Origin of the sequence: Kribbella sp. NPDC049174, from assembly GCF_043197365.1 — a bacterium.
Classification (GTDB): Bacteria; Actinomycetota; Actinomycetes; order Propionibacteriales; family Kribbellaceae; genus Kribbella.
The window spans coordinates 144,851-165,762 of the sequence record NZ_JBICSZ010000006.1; the positions used below are offsets into that span (position 1 = coordinate 144,851).

The window sequence follows — 20,912 nt, forward strand, 5'->3', positions numbered from 1 at the left end:
ACGCCCGGGTGGGGTGCCGTCGACGGGCGATGCGCGGCGACCAGGGTGACGGCCAGGGCATCACCCGGGCGCGAGACGCGCCGGTCGCCGCCACCGTGAAGAGCAACCGAACCACGGCAGCGACAACAAAGGAGATGACGATGCGGATCTTCGTCGCAGGGGGAACAGGGGTCGTCGGCCGACCACTCGTCGAGGCGCTGGTGAGCCATGGCCACCAGGTCACGGTCAGCACTCGTCGTACCGACAGCTTCCCGCTGGTGGAGGCGCTCGGCGCACGGCCCGTGGTGATGGACGGGCTCGACGAGACGGGAATACGCCACGCGATCTTCGGGGCCGAACCCGAGGTGATGATCAACTTGATGACGGCGCTCTCGGCGCCGTCCCGGGACTACGGTACGTGGCTGGCACTGACCAACCGGCTGCGCAGCGAGGGCACGAACCTGCTGATGAACGCCGCCGCCGAGGCCGGCTGCCGTCGGGTCGTCGCCCAGAGCGCCAGCTTCATGATCGAGCCGGGACCAGGAGCCACCGACGAGTCGGCGATGCCGTACCTGGACGGCCCGGAACCGCTCGGGAGCCACGTCCACGCGAACATCGAGGCCGAGACCCGGGTCCTGAACACTCCGGCGATCGAAGGCGTCGTCCTCCGGTACGGCTTCCTGTACGGCGCGGGCACGTCGATCGGACCTGGTGGCGACATCGCCACGGCGGTCAAGGCGGGAGAGATGCCGATCGTCGGCGAGGGCGCCGGCAGGTACCCGCTGGTGCACGTCCGCGACGCGGCCTCGGCCACCCTGAACGCGATCGACCGCGGTGGCGCGGGGATCTACAACATCGTCGACGACGAACCCGCTCCCCAGGCCGAATGGCTGCCGTACCTGGCCCAGCTCCTGGACGCCCCGCCGCCGCGGCGCGTCTCCGAGGAGGCGGCCGAGCAGCAGTTCGGCGTCCAGGCCGTGTACTACGGCAATCAGCTCCGCGCGGCCAGCAACGCGAAGGCGAAGGCCCGACTGGGGTTCGCCCCGGAGTACCCGTCCTGGCGGGACGGGTTCCGCAAGGTCTTCGGCTGAGCAAGTCACCACAAGGACATCTGGAGGAAGGAATGACTGGTATGACAGCGCGGCAGTACGTCGACGGAAGCCTGGTGGGCTCTGCGAACGAGAGCAAATCCATCAGTCCGGCCGACGGCTCGGTCCTCGGCACCTACGCGGATGCCGATGCACAGCAGGCAACCCAGGCCATCACGGCTGCACGGCGAGCCTTCGAGCAGACCGACTGGGCCAGGGACCGCCGGTTGCGCCATCGGGTCCTCACCGAGATCGCCTATGCGGTCGAGCGGCACTCGGACGAGCTCGTCCTGATGCTCGCCCGCGAGAACGGCAAGATCCTGAAGGATGCCGCCTTCGAGGTCGGTCTCGCCGTACCCAAGTTCCGGTACTACGCCGCGCTGGCGATCAGCCAGGGAGGGCGCGCTTCGGAGGTCTCGCCGGGTCTGCAGATGAGCTCTGTCCCCGAACCGATCGGTGTGGCCGGGATCATCACGCCGTGGAACTCGCCGGTGGCCCTGTTGGCGCGCTCCCTTGCGCCGGCGCTGGCGGCTGGTTGCACGGTGGTGGTCAAGCTGCCCGGACAGACCGGAATGGTGAACGGCCTGTTCCACCAGCTCCTCAGTGAGATCCCGAGCCTGCCCGCGGGCGTGGTGTCGTCGATGACCGAGTCCGGCGACGACGTGGTGGTCCAGCAAGGTATCGCGGACGAGTTGCGTGATCGCCTGGTCGAGTCGTTGTCCGCGGTCCGGGTCGGGCCCGGCGACGACCCGCAGAGCCAGATGGGCCCGATGATCGACGCGGCGAACGCTCGCCGGGTCGACGAACTCGTCGAGGAGGCCGCGAAGAAGGGCACCGTGCTGGTGCGTGGCGGCCTTCGTGCGCCCGGGAGCGCGTTCTACCACCCGTCCCTCATCGCCATCGACGACCCGACCCTCGACCTGGTCCAGCACGAGGTATTCGGGCCGGTGGCAACGTTCGAGACCTTCGCGTCCGAGGACGATGCGGTCCGGTTGGCCAACTGCACGGAGTACGGCCTGGCCGCGTCCGTCTGGACCCGCGATGTCGACCGGCCCCGCCGGATCGGCAGCCGGCTACAGGTCGGCACGGTGTGGACCAACACCTGGGCCGTGGTCGTGGACGAGTACGAGGAGGGCGGCTTCAAACAAAGCGGTATCGGGCGGCTCAACGGTCTTCGCGGCCTGGAGGAGTTCCAGGAGTTCAAGACCTACGCCCACTTCACCGGCTGACGCAGCTGACTCCGCCCGGATCGAACGCCTCGGTCATCTTCGGTACCCAGGTCACCGCCGCGCCGCCGGGATCGGCGGACGGCTCAGCGACGAGTCGTCCGGTCGCTTTCGAGCGCGCCCGCGTCAGCTGAGGTGCAGGTCATGACTGGAACGTCGGGCGGCGTTTGGTGACGAATGCTTCTATTCCTTCCTTGGCGTCGGGGGTGCCGACCGCGGCGCGGATCGTGAGAGCTTCGCGGCGCATCACCAGGGCCGGGGCGGGGGCGATGGTGGCGCGGAGCAGACGCTTGGCGACTACCTGAGCGTTGCGTGAGCCGGACAGGAGGGTGTCGATCACTCGATCTGCCGCGGCCGCGAGTTCGTCGTCGGGATGTACTTCGGCCACCAGGCCGGCGGCCTGAGCCTCCTCCGCGGTGAGCAGTGGATTGAGCAGTGTGAGGTACAGGGCCCGGTGCAGGCCGAGTGATGCGGTGAACAGGCTGGTGCCGCCGTCGGGTGAGAGACCGACCTTCGTGTAGGCGATCGAGAACCTGGCCGAGTCCGCGGCCAGTACGACGTCCGCCGCGGCCGCCAGCGCGACACCCGCACCCGCGGCGACGCCGGTGACGACCGACACCACGATCGCGTTCAGGTCGTGCATGTCGCAGATCGCCCGATGGAGCGCCTCGGCGAGATCCTCGACGTACTGTTCGCGGTCGTCCGCGGCGGAGATCGCGACGAGGTCGCCACCGACGCTGAACGCATCTCCTTCGGCGTCGAGCACCACCACCCGGGCGTCGTCGGTGCGAGCCCGGCGCAGCGACCTGCCGAGCGATTCCAGGGTCGCGAGGTCGAGAGCGTTCCGTCGGTCGGGACAGGCCAGCGTCAGGTACGCCGCTCCGCCGGCACTGCGGTAGCGGATCCGGCTCGTCATACCGGCAACTCCGGCGTCCGGGCCAACTCGGCTTTGGCCAGTGATTGCAGGTGCACCTCGTCCGGACCGTCGAACAGTCGCATCGCCCGGTGCCAGCCGTACATTGCCGCGAGCGGTGTCGTGTCGGAGATGCCGGCACCGCCGTGCACCTGGATGGCCCGGTCGATGACCGCTGTCGCGGCGCGTGGCGCGGCCACCTTGGCCATCGCGACCAGGTGCCGCGCAGCCTTGTTGCCGGCCGTGTCGATGACGTGGCAGGCCTGGTGGCAGAGCAGCCGAGCCTGCTCGATCTCCAGTCGTGACTCGGCGATCTGTTCCTGGATGATGCCCTGCTCGGCGAGCGGCGTACCGAACGCGACGCGGTGCTGCGCGCGATCGACGAGCATCGCCAGGGCTCGCTCTGCCGCGCCGAGCGCGCGAAGGCAGTGGTGAATCCGGCCGGGCCCGAGCCTCGCCTGAGCCGCCGCGAACCCGCCACCCTCCTCACCGAGCACAGCGGTCCGCGGGACCCGTACGCCGTCGAGCCGCAGTTCGACGTGTCCGTGCTGATCGTGCCGGCCGAAGATCGACAGGTCGCGCACGACAGTGACACCCGGCGTCCCCATCGGAACGATCACCATCGTCTGCTGCCGGTGCACCGGCGCGTCCGGGTCCGTCTTGCCCATCACGATCAGTACGGCGCAGCGCGGATCGGCCGCTCCGCTGACCCACCACTTGCGTCCGGTGATGACGTAGTCGTCGCCGTCGCGCTCGATCCGGGTGGCGATGTTGGTCGCGTCGCTGCTCGCCACGTCGGGTTCGGTCATCGCGAACGCGGACCTGATCCGGCCGGCCAGCAGCGGTTCCAGCCAGTCGCGGCGCTGCTCCGGCGTACCGAGCTGGTGCAGGAGTTCCATGTTGCCGGTGTCGGGCGCCTGGCAGTTGATCGCCTCGGGAGCGAGGTCGTTGCTCCAGCCGGAGAGCTCCGCGATCGGCGCGTACTCGAGCTGGGTCAGGCCGGACTCGGCCGGCAGGAACAGGTTCCACAGCCCGAGCTTTCGCGCCCTGGCCTTCAGCTCCTCGACGACCGGGGGGAGGTTGTGATCGGCGGGTCCGGCTTCGGCGCGGTACGCCTCGTACGCCGGCTCGGCCGGCAGCACGTACATGCGCATGAACACGGTCATCCGCTCGGCCAGTTCCTGCGCCCGGCGGGACGTGTCGGCCGGTGCGGTCGTCAACATCTGATCCTCCTTCTCAACCGGTACGGCGCTCAGCCGTCGAGCGCCCGATGTCCGCGGTCCACCAGCGGCCCGACCAGGTCGGCCAGCCGGTCGAATCCGCTGCCGACGGTCTGTCCGCGCAGGTCCCGGAAATGAATGCCCTCCAAGATCGCGGCCACCTTGTAGTACGCGAACCCGAGGTACCAGGGCATGTCGTCCAGGTTGGTGCCCTGGTCGGCGGCGTACCGCTCGAGCAGCCGGCTGCTGGGTGGGAAGGCATCCCATTCGCCGGGCACCGCGGCCACCGGGCTGTCGAGTCCGGCGACCCCGTCCCACCAGACGAGCATCGAGGCGAGGTCGGTGAGCGGATCGCCGATGGTCGCCAACTCCCAGTCGAGCACCGCCTGGACGCGCAGTACGCCGGACCGCTCCTCGATCACCACGTTGTCGAGCCGGTAGTCGCCGTGCACCAAGGTGGTCCGGCACGAGCTCGGCAGGTGGTGCGCGAGCCGCTCGCCGAGCTGTTCGATCCCGGGAACATCCCGTGACCGGGACGCCGCCAATTGCTTGCCCCAGCGCCGGACCTGCCGCTCGAGATAGCCGTCCGCGCGTCCGAGGTCGGAGAGGCCGACCTGGACCGGATCGACCTCGTGCAGGACGGCGAGGGTGTCGACGAGCGCATCCGCGATCGCCTGGCCGGCTTCGGGTACGAGGCCGGCCAGTTGGTCGGCGGAGCGGTAGATCGTGCCGTCGGCGTACTCCATCAGATAGAACGGCGCTCCGATGACGTCGGATCCGGTGCAGAGCACGAGCGTCTGCGGGACCGGGACCGGGGTCGGCGCCAGTGCGGACAGGACCCGGTACTCGCGGCCCATGTCGTGAGCGGTCTCGAGCAGTTGTCCGAGCGGCGGCCGGCGGAGCACCCAGCGCCGGTCGCCGTCGTCGAGCAGGTACGTCAGGTTCGATCGGCCGCCCGAGATCAGCCGGGCCGACAGGCGGCCCGCCAGCCCGCCGGGCAGCCGGTCCGCGAGATAGACGCGGAGGGCAACGAGATCGAGGCCGGGCAGGATTCCGGCGGAGCGCCTCACCCGGGCTGCTTCCGCAGTTCACGCCGCAGGACCTTGCCGGTCACCGTCTTCGGCAACTCGTCGATCAGTTCCACGCTGCGCGGGTACTTGTACGCCGCCAGCCGCTCCTTACAGTGCGCGATCAGGTCCTCCGGTGTCGCCGTCGTCTCTGGTTTCAGGCTGACGAACGCCTTCACGGTCTCGCCCCGGTACTCGTCCGGTACGCCGACGACCGCGGCCTCCCGCACCGCCGGGTGCTCGTACAGGACGTCCTCCACCTCGCGCGGCCAGACCTTGTAGCCGGAGGCGTTGATCAGATCCTTCTTCCGGTCGACGGTGTAGAACCAGCCCAGCTCGTCCATGAACCCGACGTCACCGGTGCGCAGTCGCCGTCCGGCCAGCGCGTGCTCGGTCTCGTCCGGCTTGTTCCAGTAGCCGAGGACGACCTGGGGTCCGGACGTCACGATCTCGCCGATCTCGCCCGGCGGCAGGTCGCGTCCGTCGTCGTCCTGGATCCGCACCATCGTGCCGGGACCGGGTACGCCGACCGAGAGCGCGCCACTCACCGGGTCGACCGGCGCGGACACCCCCGGCGGCACCAGGTGTGAGGGGGACGTCGTCTCGGTCAGCCCGTAGACGTTGTGCAGATAGATGCCGAACGACTCCTCGAAGCGCTGCGCGACGGCGGGGGAGATCGGCGCACCGCCGGAGTACACCGTGGTCATCGACGCGAGATCCGCACGGGTGACACCCGGGGTGTTGGACAGCGCGATGAACACGGTGATGGCGCCCACCGTGAAGGTCGGGCGGTGTTCACGGATCGCGTCCAGCATCACCGCGGGGTCGAAGCGGTACGCCAGGACCAACGGGATGCGGGTCAGCACGGAGACCGCGATGTGCGCGACCAGCCCGGTGATGTGGAACAGCGGTGCGACGCCGAGAACCGTGTCGTCCGAGGTCAGCCCGCACCAGTCGCGGTACATCTGCGCGTTGTAGGTCACGTTCCCATGGGTGTTCATCGCGCCCTTGGGCGTGCCGGTGGTGCCGGAGGTGTAGGTGAGGAACGCGATGTCGTCGGCGTTGTACGGCACCGCCTCCGGACTGTGGCCGCCGTGCGCGTCGAGCAGTTCGAGGAAGTCGGCCGTACCCGCGTGCCGAGTCCGGTCGACATCCTTGAAGATCCGTACGTCGTCCCTGCTCTGGTAGTCCAGCTCGCTCGTCGTGACCACGAGCTGCACGACCGTGTCGTCCACGACGTCCTGTGCGACCGCGCCGTACAAGCTCTCCAGGCACAGCAGCACGGTGGCCCGGGAGTCCTTGAGCAGGTACGACAACTCGCGCTGCTTGCTCATCGGATTGACCGGTACGACGATGCCGCCGGCCTTCCAAGCGGCCAGCAGGGCGATCACGAACTGCGGCACGTTCTGCAGGTACAGGGCGATCCGGTCGCCGCGCTCGAAGCCGTTCGCCTGCAGGGCGACCGCGAACGCGTCGGACAGTCCGTCGAGGTCGCGCAGGGTCAGAACGCCGTCGAAGTACTTGATCGCTACCGCATCAGGGCTCTCGGCAACGGATGCGCGGAACATCGCCAGCGCGTCGGTGAACTCGGGCTCGAAATCGGCGGCCTGGCCGTCGGCGTACCGGCCGAGCCAGGGGCGGTCGTCGTAGCTCATGGCGGCCTACTTGACGACGACCGGGTTGACCGGGGCGCCGGTGCCGTTCACGACCTTCAGCGGGGCGGCCGTGTACAGGAAGTCCCACTGACCGTCGGCCGCACAGTCGGCGGCGAGTTTGTCGAGGTCGCAGATCTCGGTGAAGGCGATCCCGAGGTTGCGCATCAGCGCGCAGTGCAGCGGCAGCGCGACACCGCTGTCGGGGTCGATGGTCACCTCGTTGGCGATCGTGTCGGTGACCAGGTTGGGCACCTCGCGGTCCTGGAACCACTGGACGAGGTCGGGGGAGTAGGTCAGGCCGGGCTCGTTGAAACCGTCGTAGAAGGCCTCCTTGCCCAGTTCGTGGAAGAGGTTCAGGAAGCCGGTCCGGATCACCAGGATGTCGCGCTGCCGCAGCTCGACGCCCTGTGCCTCGGCACACGCCTCCAGGTCGTCGTGGGTGAAGGTCTCGCCCTTGTCGAGGGTCGCCTTGCCGCGGTGCCGGGCCAGGTCGAGCAACACCCCGCGGCCGACCACACCCTTCTCCGCGATCGGCTGCACACTCGCCTTCGCCATCCCGCCGATCGTGCTGGTGGCGTCGTACCCGTTCCAGATCTGGCCGTCGTACCAGACATGGCCGAGAGCGTCGTACTGCGTCGAGCCCTGCAGGAAGGCGGACATCGCGTCGTCGGCGTAGTGGAGTCCGCCGGGGAACGTCGGGCCCTTGTCGGCGAGCCAATGGCTCTCGTCGAGCAACATGTACCGCTCCGAGCCGCGCCGGCCCGGCCAGACCGGATCGCCCGCCGGGTTGCCCATCGGCATCTGCAGGGTGAATACCTTCCCGGAGCGGACCAGCCTGACCGCGGCGAGGGCTTCGGTCGGCCCGAGGTAGTTGAGTGCGCCGACCTCGTCGTCCGAACCCCACTTGCCCCAGTTCTTCGGCGAGTCCTTGAGCAGGTCACCGACGTAGGGGGCGCTTACGGTCTCAGTCATCCTGACCTCCGGGTGTTTGCTCAACCGAGCGAGCGATCGGTCTGTGGTGAACAACCATGCTGACGTCGAACTGAGCTGTCAAGATCTCGGGTCCAGCCTCCCGGGTTCAGGGTCGATGGCGCAGTAGAGTGTTCAGCCATGAGGAACACCGAGCGATCCGGCGCACATGGCTGAACACGTTGCCGCCGCCACCGACGCCCGGGCCACCATCGGCCGCCGGGTTCGCCAGTTGCGGATGGCGCGCGGTGTCAGCCTCCGCCGGCTGGCCGCGGACCTCGAGGTGAGCCCGGCGACCCTGAGTGCCGTGGAGAACGGCCGGACCGGGGTCGACGCGGTCCGGCTGGCGCAGATCGCCGGGTTGCTCGACGTCCCGGTCGAGCAGTTGTTCCCGGCCGCGTCGACCGACGTACCGCAGCGGTCACGGCGCGCTGCTCTGGCGCAGGCGGTGGCGACCGAGGACTGGCGGCGCTACCCGCCACTCGAGCTGGATGCTCCGCTCGCGGGTGCGCTCGCGGCGTTCCTCGAGGTCGGCTATCACGGTGCGACCATTCGGGACATCGCGCACCGGGCCGGGCTGTCGGTGCCGGGCCTCTACCACCACTACGCCAGCAAGCAGGAGATGCTGGTCGCGATCCTCGACCTGACCATGGACGACCTGCAGCTCCGGATGGTCGCGGCCCGGTCGGAGGGCCGGGATCCGGTCGAGCGCTTCGCCTTGCTGGTCGAGTGTCTGGCCCTGTTCCACACCCACCGGCGTGAGCTCGGCTTCGTCGGCGCCAGTGAGATGCGCGGCCTCGAACCGGCCGCGTACGAACGGGTCGCGGCGGCCCGGCGAGCCGTGCAGCGCATGGTCGACGCCGAGGTCGAGCTGGCGGCCCAGGAGGGCGCGTTCACGACCCCGCACGCACACGAGGCCGCTCGCGCGGTGGTCACGATGTGCACCGCGATGTCCCAGTGGTTCCAGGCCGGTGGCCCTGCCAGTGCCGAGGACGTTGCCCAGCTGTACGTCGACCTCGCCCTCGAACTGGTCGGCAACCACTGACCTCAGGCTTGGGCGGACGCGAGGGTGACGGCCACCCGGGCCGCGAGGGCCGCGTTGTTGCGGGCCAGGGCGAGGTTGGCCGGGATGCTCTGACCGTCGGTCTCCTTCTCGATCCGTTCGAGGACGTACGGCGTGACGGCGGGGCCGGTGACGCCCGCGCGAGTACTCGATTCCAGCGCGGCGGTGAGTACGGCGTCGATCCGCGCCGCCGGGATCTCGTCGTCGACCGGGATCGGGACGGTCAGCAGGACACCGGTCGCCGGCCGGGCCCGGAAGCGCAGTACGTCACAGACCACGCGCTCCTCATCGACCCGGTGCGGTGCCGGCAAACCGCTCGACCGCGTGTAGAACGCCGGGAACCAGTCGTGCTGCCAGCCCAGCACCGGGACGCCGACGGTTTCGAGGTACTCGAGGGTGCGCGGCAGGTCGAGGAACGCCTTGGCGCCGGCGCAGACGGTGATGACCGGGTGGTTGGCGATGGCGTCGAGGTCGGCCGAGACGTCCCCGCTGAGTTCGGATCCGCGGTGCACGCCACCGATCCCGCCGGTGGCGAAGACCGAGATCCCCGCCGCATGGGCCAGAGCGACCGTCGCGGAGACTGTGGTGACGCCGACGTCCCAGCCTTGTGCCTGCGCCACGGCCAGATCCCGCTCGGCGACCTTCCGCGTGCCCTGCAGCACTCGCTTCTCTTCGTCCGAGGAGAGACCGACGTGTGGCCGGCCGTCGAGGATCGCAGTCACCGCCGGTGTGGCGCCCTGGTCGAGGACGGCTTGTTTGCAGAGTTCGAGTGCCTCGGCGTTCGCGGGAGCGGGCAGCCCGAGATTCGAGAAGATCGTCGACTCCAGTGCGACGACCGCACGCCCCTCGGCCAGGGCTCGCGCCACGTCGTCGGACAAGATGGCTCGGTCAGTCACGAACAGCTCCCGTTTCGTCAGCGGTCATGGTCAGGGCGGCGCCAGGTTCGGTGAGGACCTTCCGGGCCAGGTCGTGGCCGGCCTCGACCGCCTCGACGACCTCCGCGTTGTCGAGTACGGCGGACAGGAATCCCGCCGCGAACGCATCGCCGGCGCCAGTCGTATCACGCACCTCGTCGACCGGAGGCACCCGAACGGTTGCCGACCTGTCGCCGGCGAAATGTACCTCGGTGGGGTCCACACCGTTCTTGACCACGACCGTCGTACAGGGACCGGCGAGCTCGCGCAGCGAACCTCTGTCGGCTTCGGCGCTGTTCGCGAAGAGGTACGTCGGCTGCAGTGTGCTGATCAAGTCGCGGAAGGTCGCGGGTCCGACCGTATCGATGAGAGCGACCGAGGACGCATCGATAGTGAGGATGGCACCCTCGGCACGAGCGATGCCTGATGCTTGGTGGAGGACGGGCCGCGACCCCTCAAGGGAATAGGCCGAGAGATGGACCGCTGCCGCGCCGGAGATCCAGGAGTCGGCGACATCGGCCAGCTGGGCCGCGGCCGCACGGTCGGGGTACATCGTCCGTTCGCCCGTGCCGTCCACGATGAGAACGATGGTGCCGGTCCGTCCTTGCCTCTGGACCCTGGCGTCAACGCCCGCCATGGCGAGCTCTCGCACCAAGGCGTCGCCGATGGGGTCGTCCCCGACCCGGCCGATGAACCGCACCGGCGTACCCAGGCTGCTCGCGAAAGCAGCCACGTTGGACGCCGAGCCGCCACGGGTCCGGCGGATCCGCGCCGGATTGTCCGTCCCGGCCCGCGGCACACCGTCCGACCAGACCACGACGTCTTCCACGAGATCGCCGATACACACCAGAGCGCCACTCACAGGGCCACGCTATGGGACCTGGTTCGACGCGAGTCCGGCGGACTACCGTTGACAGGTGGGGACCGGGTCGGGTGGGCCGGTGGTGGGGCTGGAGTTGCGGACTCGGGCCGAGCTCCGCACTGTGCCCGGCCTGCTGCAGTCACTCCGGTTGTTGCCCCTCGGGTACGACGCCCTGATCGGCACCGTGGAGCGGGCACTCACCGACAATCCGATGCTGGAGCGATCGCCGGGCTCAACTTGCCCGGGATGCGGCCGTCATCGCACAGCGAGCCGATGCCCCCGGTGCTCGGGCGGGCTCCGGTACGCCGGCCGCGATCCAGCCCTCATGCCCTTCGACACCTTGGAGTCGGCGGCCGCCTGTGAGATCAGGTCCGACTGCCGCGTCGCGCTGCCGGTCGTGATCGCCCACCTCACCAGGCGCGGGCTGCTCGACGCCGAGCCGGGCGAGATCGCGGCGTCGCACGGTCTCGCGCCGGACGTGGTCGCCGAAGCGGTACGAGCGATCAAGGCGGCCGGGCCGGTCGGTGTCGCGGAGACTTCCGTCGCCGACCTGTTGCTCGCCCAGGCACGCGGTCTGGTCACGGCTGGGAAAGCCGCGCCGTGGTTCGTCGATCTGGTCCGGGATCACCTGGCGGCTGTCGCCACGGGGGATACGACGACTGTCGCCCGAGCATTCGGGATCTCGCCGCAGGCGGTCGAGGAAGCGTTCCGGCTCGTCCGCGCCCGGCTGCGGCCCGTCGCCGTGGTCGAGGTGCCGGAGCGGCCGGAACCGGCAGGGATTCCGGACGTGTTCGTCTATCGCACTCGTTCGGGAGTCTTCGAGGTCGAAGTGCCCGACAGTGACTGGTTCGGTCTTGGCGTGGCCGACGTACAGCCGGCCGTGCGGGCCGATGCGGTCGCGTCGGCTTGGCTTGCCGGACACGAGCGGGCTGCCCGGGAGCTGCTCCGCCAGCTCGATACGCGGGCGAGTGTGCTGCGGCGGGTGGCGACGTACATGGTTGACCGTCAGGCGGGCTACTTCGAGCGCGGTGCGGCGGCGCATGTCCCGTTGTCCAGGACAGATGTCGCTGTCGAGCTCGGGCTGCATGCCTCGACAGTCAGTCGCTGCGTCGCCGGCAAGACCATGCGCCGCCCGGACGGCGAGATCGTCCCACTCGCCGACCTGCTGGGTGGGGCGGTGGCGATCAAGGCGCGCATCGCGGAGTTGGCGGCGACGGGCCGGGTCAGCGATGCCCGGCTGTGCCGGGCGCTTGCGGACGGTGGACACATCGTGGCCCGCCGGACGGTGGCGAAGTACCGCGCCGAGCTAGGGATCGCCGCGGGTGGGCTGCGCCGAACCTGACTTCGGCCTGCGCTCCGGTCCGGGTCCTCCCGGCGAAGCGCGCTTCGCGTGCTCGCCCGCTGTCTGCGCTCCACCGGAGTTGGCACGAATTGTGCGGTAGGTGGGGTGAGACCACGCGGAGAGGGAGATTTCTATGCACGACATCGACCGGGCGCTGTTCGAGTCCGAAGCCTTCGGCGAGGGCGAGCAGACCGAGTACCAGGAGTACGGCGAGACGTCGGAAAGCGAACTGGCGCTGGCGTCGGAGCTGCTGGAGATCACGACAGAGGCCGAGCTCGACCGGTTCCTCGGCAAGCTGGTCAGCGGCGCCATCTCCGCTGTCCGCAGCTTCGCCGGATCCGATGCCGGCCGGGCGGTCGGCGGAGTCCTCAAGTCGGCCGCCAAACAAGCGCTGCCACAACTGGGCCGGGTGGTCGGGGACGTCGTTGCCCCCGGCCGCGGCGGCGCACTCGGTCAGCGCGCCGGCCAGTGGGCGGCCGGCCGGCTGGAGCTCGGGTTGCAGACCGAGGGCCTGTCGGCCGAGGACGAGGAGTACGAGGTCGCCCGCGCGTTCGTCCGCTTCGCGAACGAGACCGCCCGGCGAGCGGCGCAGGCGCCTCCGACCGTGCCGCCGGTAGTGGCGGCCCAGCGGGCTGCCATCGCCGCGGCGCAGCGGCATCTGCCCGGACTGGTGGGAGCCCAAGGAGCGGCAAGTGGTGGCCGCGGCTCGGAAGGCCGCTGGATCCGCCGTGGCAACCGAATCATCGTGCTCGACGCATGACGACGCATGACACAGCGAACTGAGAAGGGACACCGGCATGTACGAGGCATTTGAGATCCCGCGGGACAGCTACGAGTTTCCCGGTGAGGCCGAGTCCGAGTGGGAGTCGGGGGAGGCGTACGAGAGCGAAGCGGAGGCGATGGAGGCCGAACTCGTCCAGGAACTGCTGGAGGTCACCACCGAGGCGGAGCTGGACCAGTTCCTCGGCAAGCTCGCCAGCAGTGTGATGAAGGGCGCGTCCAAGTTCGTCAAGTCACCGATCGGCAAGGCGCTGGGCGGCGTACTCAAGAACGTCGCCAAGACGGCGTTGCCGGCCGTCGGCGGCGCGCTCGGCTCGCTGGTGCTGCCGGGTGCGGGGACCGCGATCGGCGCCAAGCTGGGATCGATGGCCGGCGGTCTGCTCGAGGCCGAGGAAGCCGAGTCGATGGGTGAGGTCGAGGCCGAGTGGGAGGCCGCGAGCCGCTATGTCCGGTTCGCCCGCGGGGCGTACTCCAACGCCGCCCGGGCGCCGCGCAACGTGCCGACGCGGGCAGCCGTCCGTGCGGCCGGCATCAGCGCCGCCCGGCGGTACGCGCCCAGCCTGCTCGGATCGGACCAGCGGCAGTCCCCGTGGCGTTCGCGCCGCAGGTCGTACGGCGGTGGCCGGTCGCGCCGGTCCTGGCAGTACGCCGAGCCGGTGCCGTGGTTCGGCGGTGGCGACGACTACGCCGGAGGCGGTTACGGCGACGAGCCCGACCAGTGGTGGCAGGGCGACGACTACTACGAGTCCGGTGAGGGCGAGGGTGAGGCCCAGGGCCGTCCGTCGGGCGGCGGCAACGGAGGGCGGGCCATGTCCGGGCGCTGGATCCGGCGCGGCGGTCGCATCGTCCTCCTCGGTGCCTGAGGGGTAACGATGGCCGATCCCGGAGGCCTGGCGACCCGCCTGCTCGAGCATGAGGCGCGCGGGCTGCTGGCCCGGCTGGACCAGGTGCGGCCGTTTGCGCTGCACGAGACGATGGTGCTCGCCGCCGCCGTGCCGTACGACGCGCAGCTGATCATCGAGCGTTTCCTGCACGCGAGCCGCGGCCGCCTTCGGGAGAAGGTCCATGGCTATCTCGACTGGCTGCACGGGCAGGGTCGCGGGGCCGATGCGGCCGAGCAGCAGCGGCGCTTCGTGCTGATCCGGCTGGGGTTCAACGACGTCCTGTCGCAGTTCGATCTGTTCACCGAGGTGATCACCCAGCGCAGCGAGCACGAGACCGGTGTCTGGCTGTCCGGCCTCGACGTACTGGCCCGGGACGCACTCCGGCTCGAGCTCGACGGGTACGAGCAGGCCCCGGCCGTCTGCTACCTCTCCCGTGGTCCCGGCGCCGCGATTCGGCGGGCCCGGACGCGGTTACCCGGCGGCGTACCGAACCCGGTCGCGATCATCCGGGTGCCCAGGGAGCGCATGGTCGGCAGCGGTATCGCCAGCTCACTGGTCCACGAGGTCGGGCATCAGGGCGCCGCGCAGCTCAGACTGGTGGAGTCGTTGCGCCTCGACCTCGCCGAGGCGGCGAAGAAGGATCCACAGGGATGCTGGCCGACCTGGGACGCCTGGATCAGCGAGATCGTCGCGGACTGCTGGTCGGTCGGGAAGCTCGGGATCGCGTCCACCGTCGGTCTGCTCGCCGTCGTCAGCCTGCCGGCCTTCTTCGTCTTCCGCCCGTCCGGCCGTGACCCGCATCCGGTTCCGTACCTGCGCGTCCTGGTCAGCGCGACCATCGGCGAGGCGATCTATCCGCACCCGCAGTGGGCCGCGATGAGGCACACCTGGAAGCAGCTCTATCCGACCAACGAGTTGCCCGCCGGTCGTCGTACCGAGCTGGAGCGGCTCGAGGCCTCGATCCCGGAGTTCGTCCGGCTGCTGCTCGCGCATCGCTCACCCGCCCTGCACGGTCAGCGGCTCGGCGACATCTGGCCGGGCCGGGAACGCCATCCGACCCGGCTGATCCGCCTGCATCGCGACTGGGCCGGCGACGTCGGGGTGATGGCACGCCAGCCCTCGTCGCTGGTGTTCGCAGTCATCGGCCAGGCCAAGGCGGCCGGCCTGATCAGTCCGGAGGCGGAGAGCCGCCTGCTGTCGGCCCTGCTCCGAGCGTGGGCGGTCCGCAGCAGCCTCGACGTCGTCCAACGGCCACCCAGCAACCACCTGCCGTCCGCGCGCCGGGCGTCATAACACCTATCGAAAGGACACGACCGTGGAGATTTCATGGATCCCGGATCCGATCCGGGTAGGCCAACGGGCCGTTCTGAGGATCCTGCTCAACGACGGCGACCCGACCGGCAAGTATCGGTTCACCTTCTCTCAGCTCGGAACCGGCGAGTTGCCGTTCGGTGGTGTCAGCGCCGAGATCGAGCACACGATGGAACTGGGCGATGACTTCGAACCAGAGGTTCTGTTCACGACGGAAGGGGTCAAGAACTTCAAGGCGGTCAAGCTGGCGACGGCCAAGGTGCAGCGGACTGATGTCGAGATAGCCAACATCGACATCCCGGTGCTTGCCGCGATCGTGCCGCAGGTGCCGACGCAGACGGTCGCGCTCGTAGCGGGCGATCCGCCACAGAGCGAGGACGAGGTGCTCTGGAGCTTCATCCGCCAACTCACCGACCAACTGCGGTTCGAGGAGTTCCACGAGTTCGTCCGGCCCAGGCTGACCGGGCTGTCGGGTCCCGAGTGGTTCGGCACCGACGCCTACCGCCGGCTGTTCCGGGCCGCCGAGACCTTCGTCGAGGCCGCCGCCGATCCGCTGCGCGCGGTCGAGCGGAAGCGACTGCTCAAGCACGAGATCTCCCGCGACACGGTGGTCGACAGTCTGGAACGGTCGTACGTGAGCAGCGAGCGCGACGACCTCGCACAGCCGTTCCTGCGGTTCGATCCCGCGATCGCCGGCACCACCGGTCCGGCCGCTGTGTTCCGGGGCGCGGCGGTCGACCCGGCCGAGTTCCCGTTGCCGAATGTGCCGTTCGTCGAGTTGATCTGGAACTACTGGCACGAGGAAGGCGGCCTGGTCCAGACGATGAACCACATCCTCGCCCGGTTCCAGAACCGCCGGATCGGGCCGCAGTACGACGCCTTGGCCCGGTTCGACCTCAATCCGCTGCTGCCGCTGCGCAATCTGCTGTGGGGGTTCACCGAGGACGAGCAGAGTCGTCTGACCGTGCGCCGGCGTGCGGCGGAGTACATGGTGCAGTACGGTCTGCCGTTGGTCGGCCGGGCGGTGCCGCCGCCGTACACGATGGTGGATCGGCGGACGCAGTTCCTGGAGGGCTTCCACGCGCTGCTGCACGCGGCGCACGAGTTCTACAAGGAACGGGACGACAAGACCGTCGACGCCGACGCGTTCCCGTTGCTCAGCAGCCTGCGCGAGGTCCATCTCGTCCTCGCGCACGGGGCGCACAACCAGTTCGCCGACCTGCCGCTGGTCGCGCGGGCGGAGATGCTGACCATGCAGTGGATCCTCGCCCAGCCGGAGATGCGGGAGTTCCTCGGCGGGCCGACCATGGTCCCGTACGAGGAGGACTGGATGGACCGGGTCGACACGATGAAGAGCATCCAGGGCTGGCCCGAGGCCAGCATCACGCACTTCTTCGAGCTGGCCGTCCACGGTGAGCAGATCCTGCTCTCGATCCGGCACGGGCGCTGGAACGAGTCGGGCCGGACCCGCGAGGACGCGGCGAACTGGGCACTCACGTGGCGCAACGAGATCCAGCGCTACATCCACGCCTACCGGACCGTCACCGGAGTCGATCTGGCCACCACGGTCGACGCCACCATGCCCTCGGTCCTGCTGGCTCGCCGCGGCGCCCGGCAGATCCGCCGAGCGTGACCGGTCATGTCGCACTGGATCCGGGGCTCGACTTCACGTCGTCCTTGTTCCTCGGACTGCACCATGGCAGCGCGTCGCTGCCGCCGTGGGCTTCGCTCACGACCGGCGTACCCGCGGTGCTTCACGAGGCGCCCGCTGCGCACCGGGTCGCTGCGGCTGTGGCCGCAGCGCACGGGGCGCAGGCCGGCGTCGTCGGCCGTTCGACCCTGCATGCGCTGATGGATGTGATGGGGATGCTCCCGCACCGTGGCGACATCGTCGCGATCGACGCGGCCGCCTACTCGCTCGCCGGGTGGGCGGCATTGCGGGCGGCCGCCAACGGCGCTCTGGTACGGCGGTACGCGCACCACCGGCCGGAGTCGATCGTGCCCGAGCCCGGACGGCGCCTGTTCGTCATGACCGACGGGTGGTGCCAAGGTTGCAACCGGCCGGCGCCGCTGCCGGAGTTGCAGCGACTCGCACGCGACACGGGTGGTGTCCTCATCGTCGACGACTCACTGGCCTTCGGCGTCCTCGGCAGCAGACGGCCCGGGGACGTGTTCGGCGACGGCAGCGGTACGCCGAACTGGTGCGGACTGGATCACCAGGCGACCGTCTGGGTCGCCTCGTTGGCCAAGGCCTGCGGGGCGCCGCTGGCTGTGACGACCGGCGATCACTCGACGATCCGGCGACTCGCGGGGCAGGGCGGCAACCGGGTGCACAGCAGCCCGCCCTCGGCTGCCGACCTGGCTGCCGCGAGCAGGGCGCTGCGCGACTCGAACGAGAACCGCACTCGCCGCGCCCGGCTGCAAGGGCATGTACTGCGCCTTCGCAACCGCCTGCGAGACCTCGGCCTGACGGTCAACGGCATGCCGTTCCCCGTCGTGAGCACCTGGTTGCCCGGTTCGGACGCCCAGAGGTGGTGGTCGCAGCTCCGGTCAGCCGGGATCCGCGCCGTACTGCAGCAGTCACGGTGCCGGCGCGGCGTCATGCTCACCTTTCTGGTGCGCGCCGATCACACGCCCGCCGATCTCGACCGGCTCACGGTGGCCCTGCGGGCGATCGCCGTACGACGGGGTGCGGCATGAGACGCCCTCCGATCATCGACTCGCACTGCCACGCCGGCCTCGGCGACGGGTTCACCGGACCGTGGGACACCGATGCATCACTCCACAATTACCGCGTCCGCGCTCGCGAGGCGGGTATCGACGTGACGGTGCTGCTGGCTCCGCTCACCTCGGACTACCGCTCCGCCAATCGGGCCGTCGGCGCGATGGTGAAGGCCGAGCCGCGGCGCTACCTCGGGTTCGCCTTCGTCAATCCGGAGACCGATCGCGGGCGGATCGCCGTCCTGGTGGACGAGGCCCGAGCCTGGGGTGCGTGCGGTATCAAGGTCCACTGGCGGGACGGCCGGATCACCCGGGAGATCGCCGAGGTGGCGCTGCGCCGGAACCTGCCGATCCTGTACGACCCGGCCGGTGACACCGCCACCGTCGAGATGGCGGCGACGGCGTACCCGGATGTCGCCTGGATCATCCCGCACCTGTCGTCGTTCTCCGACGACTGGAAGGCCCAGACCGCGTTCGTCGACCGACTCGTCCGGCTGCCGAACCTCTTCACCGACACCGCCGGCGTGCGCTACTTCGACGTACTGGCCGATGCGCTGCGGCGGGCCGGACCGGACAAGGTGCTGTTCGGCTCCGACGGCCCGTTCCTCCATCCGGCGGTGGAGATCAGCAAGATCCACGCCCTGCACCTCGAACCCGCGGACGCGGCCCTGGTACTCGGCGGCAACCTGCTCCGACTGACCCGGACCGCCCGCCGCTCGGCCCGGCCGCCGTCGCTTGATCGAGCGGCCACCCAGAACCGGAGGTACGAACGATGACCATCACACCGCAGGAGTCCGAGGTCCGGAACTGGGCGACCAGCTTCCTTCCGCCCGCAACCTCGCCGGGGCAGAGCCTGACTCTGCGCACGCCGGGGTACGTGGAGATCAAGCCACACACGGTCTCCGGGATCCGCTCCGGCCTCGCTCAGCTCGGCGCCCGCCTGGAGAAGGCAAACCTCCCGAGCGGGGTGCTCGCGACCTACGTGGGGACCGACTCCCGCGGCAATCCGCTCAGCAAGGGCATGGCGAAGTACCTGCGGGTCTATGCGGTGTTGGTGAACGCCAAGCCGAAACCCACGTTGGCGGCGTACAACCAGCCCGGGAGGTGGCACTACCTGGGATTCACCAAGCTGGAACCGACAATGAAGCACCCGCCGGTGGACCATGCGCCCGCCTTCGGCTGGGCGGTCGAGCCCGTTGTCCAGGAGCGGGTGAAACTGGCGGTCGCGCTGGCGACTCCGCAGCGGAAGTGGACGACCGCGGGCGGTCCCGCACCGGGCCCGGACATGACCTACTCCGAGCTCGCCGAGTTCTACCGGCAGCTGGCGCACGAGTTGCGTGATCCGTTGTACGCCGAACTGGCGTCGGAGCTGGAGGCGATGGCTGTTGCTTAGGTACGTCGTTTCGCCCGTCGGAGCTGCAACGCCCGGTCGGTGACACCCAGCCGGGCCGCCGCCGCGCGGATGCTGCCACCGGATTCCTCGATCGCGGCGGTCACCGCGAGGTCGGCGACGTAGTCGCGCAGTTCCCTCAGTGTCATGCCCTGCCGCAGCTGCTGGCGGATCGAATCCATCAGGGTCGGCGCGTGGTTGTCCGTCGTACTGTCATTGCCCAGCGGGCGATCCGAGGGTGGGAGATCTCCAGGAGTGACGGGCCCCGGACCGACGTGCCGCGACGCGACCCGATGGGCGAGTTGCCGGAGATCGCGGAGATTGCCTGGGTAGTCCCGCCGCCGCAGCGCGACCTCGACCTCGGGAGTGACCTCGGCCGGTTCAGCCTGTCCTTGGGCCTCGGACACGAAGCCGCGGAACAACGGGATCAGATCGCCGGGCCGGTCGCGCAGTGGTGGGAGCTGCACCGAGTACGCGGCGATGCGGTAGTAGAAGTCGGCCCGGAACCGCCCGGCCGTGACGTCGTCCTCCAGGACGCGGTTGGTGGCACAGATCAGCCGGAAGCTCGTGTGCTGCCAGGTGTCGGCGCCGACCCGCTTGTACATCCCCTCCTGGACCACGCGCAGCAGCTCCGGCTGCAACTCGAGGGGGAGCTCGCCCACTTCGTCGAGCATCAGCGTGCCGCCGTTGGCGGCGGCGCAGGCGCCGGTCCGCACGCTCACCGCGCCGGTGAAGGCGCCCCGTTCGTGGCCGAACAGCTCCGAGCCGGAGAGGTTGGGGACGATGGTCGTGCAGTCGACCACGACGAGGTGCCCGGACCGGCCGGCCGCGCTCACCGCATGCGCGACCTTCGCGGCCAGTTCCTTCCCGGTCCCGGTCTCACCGGTGATCAGGATCGGTCCACCGCCGAACTTGGCGGCTGTGACCAGGTCTCGCAGGGCCTGTCGTAGGGCCGGACTGGTGCCCCGGATCACGTCGGCGACGGGTGGGGACTCGACGACGTTCTCCACCTCGATCAGCCGCTCGAGGCGAGCCTGGATCGGTCGGGGATCGTCCTGCCAGATCATCAGATCCGTCGCACCACACGCCAGCAGCGCCCAGGGCTCGAGGCGATGGTCGGCCTCCGACACGACGATCACGTGGGCGTTGGACGACGCCGCCATCGCCAGCGTCTGCTCGAGCTCGTGCGAGAACGTCGAGCAGACAACGACGCCGGTGAGCTCACCTGGTTCGGGACAGGTGACGAGTCGCAGGTCCGGGTGGGCACTGCTGATCGCGCGCGCGATGGCCTTGGTACGTGAACCAACGCCAAGGTCGAGCACCCACGTCATCGAATCCCCCGGGAGAACCCCGTTAAGGCATGGGCCCACGCCCTCCGCCTCCGGCCGCAGCCGGCCACCCAGCCCTGTGTCAAGGCTAAGCGGCAACCCCGGCTTCGACCAGACCTCAGTCCTCAGTCCACCGGCCCTGACCCCGCCGAATCATCAACTCGCTTGAAGCACCCGCTAGTTGCCAGCGGCAACCGCCG

General features: G+C 69.7%; 19 protein-coding genes. 11 read left to right on the plus strand and 8 right to left on the minus strand.

All coding sequences use genetic code 11. The features are described from left to right. Positions 1 to 29 precede the first annotated feature (29 nt). Together ACGFIF_RS28160 and ACGFIF_RS28165 are read left to right on the plus strand one after the other, a co-directional pair. Complete coding sequence (locus tag ACGFIF_RS28160) at positions 30 to 1,070, plus strand: NAD-dependent epimerase/dehydratase family protein (RefSeq protein WP_393158550.1); 1,041 nt, start codon at positions 30 to 32, stop codon at positions 1,068 to 1,070. Between the two features lie 41 nt (positions 1,071 to 1,111). After that, positions 1,112 to 2,296, plus strand: a complete 1,185-nt coding sequence (locus tag ACGFIF_RS28165; protein ID WP_393158552.1) for an aldehyde dehydrogenase family protein — start codon at positions 1,112 to 1,114, stop codon at positions 2,294 to 2,296. A gap of 139 nt (positions 2,297 to 2,435) precedes the next feature. Here ACGFIF_RS28165 and ACGFIF_RS28170 read toward each other — a convergent pair whose 3' ends face one another. From ACGFIF_RS28170 to ACGFIF_RS28190, 5 genes are read right to left on the minus strand one after another with little or no spacing between them, the layout of a single operon-like run. Next, positions 2,436 to 3,209 carry an enoyl-CoA hydratase-related protein gene (locus ACGFIF_RS28170; protein ID WP_393158554.1) on the minus strand — a complete coding sequence of 258 codons (774 nt, stop codon included), beginning with the start codon at positions 3,207 to 3,209 and terminating at the stop codon, positions 2,436 to 2,438. Next, complete coding sequence (locus ACGFIF_RS28175; RefSeq protein ID WP_393158556.1) at positions 3,206 to 4,429, minus strand: acyl-CoA dehydrogenase family protein; 1,224 nt, start codon at positions 4,427 to 4,429, stop codon at positions 3,206 to 3,208. Before ACGFIF_RS28175 ends, ACGFIF_RS28170 begins: the two co-directional genes overlap by 4 nt. Positions 4,430 to 4,458: 29 nt before the next feature. Then, entirely contained in the window at positions 4,459 to 5,496 is a 1,038-nt protein-coding gene (locus ACGFIF_RS28180) for a phosphotransferase family protein (RefSeq protein ID WP_393158557.1), read from the minus strand. After that, complete coding sequence (locus ACGFIF_RS28185) at positions 5,493 to 7,148, minus strand: long-chain fatty acid--CoA ligase (protein WP_393158558.1); 1,656 nt, start codon at positions 7,146 to 7,148, stop codon at positions 5,493 to 5,495. The genes ACGFIF_RS28180 and ACGFIF_RS28185 overlap by 4 nt, the downstream gene beginning before the upstream one ends. 6 nt (positions 7,149 to 7,154) lie before the next feature. Continuing rightward, positions 7,155 to 8,120, minus strand: coding sequence for a cyclase family protein (locus ACGFIF_RS28190; protein ID WP_393158559.1), 966 nt, complete (start codon positions 8,118 to 8,120; stop codon positions 7,155 to 7,157). 166 nt (positions 8,121 to 8,286) lie between these two features. Between ACGFIF_RS28190 and ACGFIF_RS28195 the strand changes: the two genes are divergently transcribed. Then, positions 8,287 to 9,162 carry a TetR family transcriptional regulator gene (locus ACGFIF_RS28195; protein WP_393158561.1) on the plus strand — a complete coding sequence of 292 codons (876 nt, stop codon included), beginning with the start codon at positions 8,287 to 8,289 and terminating at the stop codon, positions 9,160 to 9,162. Between the two features lie 2 nt (positions 9,163 to 9,164). Here the strand turns inward: ACGFIF_RS28195 and ACGFIF_RS28200 are convergent, their stop codons facing one another. Both ACGFIF_RS28200 and ACGFIF_RS28205 read right to left on the minus strand, forming a co-directional pair. Continuing rightward, entirely contained in the window at positions 9,165 to 10,076 is a 912-nt protein-coding gene (locus ACGFIF_RS28200) for a pseudouridine-5'-phosphate glycosidase (RefSeq protein WP_393158562.1), read from the minus strand. Next, positions 10,069 to 10,956, minus strand: coding sequence for a carbohydrate kinase family protein (locus ACGFIF_RS28205; RefSeq protein ID WP_393158564.1), 888 nt, complete (start codon positions 10,954 to 10,956; stop codon positions 10,069 to 10,071). The genes ACGFIF_RS28200 and ACGFIF_RS28205 overlap by 8 nt, the downstream gene beginning before the upstream one ends. A 55-nt stretch (positions 10,957 to 11,011) precedes the next feature. On the opposite strand from ACGFIF_RS28205, the gene ACGFIF_RS28210 reads away from it, so the two are divergent. From ACGFIF_RS28210 to ACGFIF_RS28245, 8 genes are all read left to right on the plus strand, one after another. Next, on the plus strand, positions 11,012 to 12,298 hold the full coding sequence (locus ACGFIF_RS28210) for a hypothetical protein (RefSeq protein WP_393158566.1): 1,287 nt from the start codon (positions 11,012 to 11,014) through the stop codon (positions 12,296 to 12,298). 133 nt (positions 12,299 to 12,431) lie between these two features. Next, positions 12,432 to 13,058 (plus strand): hypothetical protein, encoded by a 627-nt coding sequence (locus ACGFIF_RS28215; protein WP_393158567.1) that lies wholly within the window; start codon positions 12,432 to 12,434, stop codon positions 13,056 to 13,058. Between the two features lie 37 nt (positions 13,059 to 13,095). After that, a complete protein-coding gene (locus ACGFIF_RS28220; protein WP_393158568.1) occupies positions 13,096 to 13,941 on the plus strand; it encodes a hypothetical protein in 846 nt (281 codons plus the stop codon). A 9-nt stretch (positions 13,942 to 13,950) separates the two neighbouring features. Then, positions 13,951 to 15,255, plus strand: coding sequence for a hypothetical protein (locus tag ACGFIF_RS28225; protein WP_393158570.1), 1,305 nt, complete (start codon positions 13,951 to 13,953; stop codon positions 15,253 to 15,255). A gap of 22 nt (positions 15,256 to 15,277) precedes the next feature. Further along, the gene (locus tag ACGFIF_RS28230) at positions 15,278 to 16,906 is read left to right on the plus strand and encodes a hypothetical protein (RefSeq protein WP_393158572.1); all 1,629 of its coding nucleotides are present in this window, start codon (positions 15,278 to 15,280) and stop codon (positions 16,904 to 16,906) included. Next, entirely contained in the window at positions 16,903 to 17,973 is a 1,071-nt protein-coding gene (locus ACGFIF_RS28235) for an aminotransferase class I/II-fold pyridoxal phosphate-dependent enzyme (protein WP_393158573.1), read from the plus strand. Before ACGFIF_RS28230 ends, ACGFIF_RS28235 begins: the two co-directional genes overlap by 4 nt. After that, complete coding sequence (locus ACGFIF_RS28240; RefSeq protein ID WP_393158574.1) at positions 17,970 to 18,770, plus strand: amidohydrolase family protein; 801 nt, start codon at positions 17,970 to 17,972, stop codon at positions 18,768 to 18,770. Before ACGFIF_RS28235 ends, ACGFIF_RS28240 begins: the two co-directional genes overlap by 4 nt. Beyond that, the gene (locus ACGFIF_RS28245; protein WP_393158575.1) at positions 18,767 to 19,387 is read left to right on the plus strand and encodes a hypothetical protein; all 621 of its coding nucleotides are present in this window, start codon (positions 18,767 to 18,769) and stop codon (positions 19,385 to 19,387) included. Before ACGFIF_RS28240 ends, ACGFIF_RS28245 begins: the two co-directional genes overlap by 4 nt. Here ACGFIF_RS28245 and ACGFIF_RS28250 read toward each other — a convergent pair. After that, positions 19,384 to 20,715, minus strand: coding sequence for a sigma-54-dependent transcriptional regulator (locus ACGFIF_RS28250; protein WP_393158576.1), 1,332 nt, complete (start codon positions 20,713 to 20,715; stop codon positions 19,384 to 19,386). The genes ACGFIF_RS28245 and ACGFIF_RS28250 overlap by 4 nt on opposite strands. Between the last annotated feature and the right edge of the window lie 197 nt (positions 20,716 to 20,912).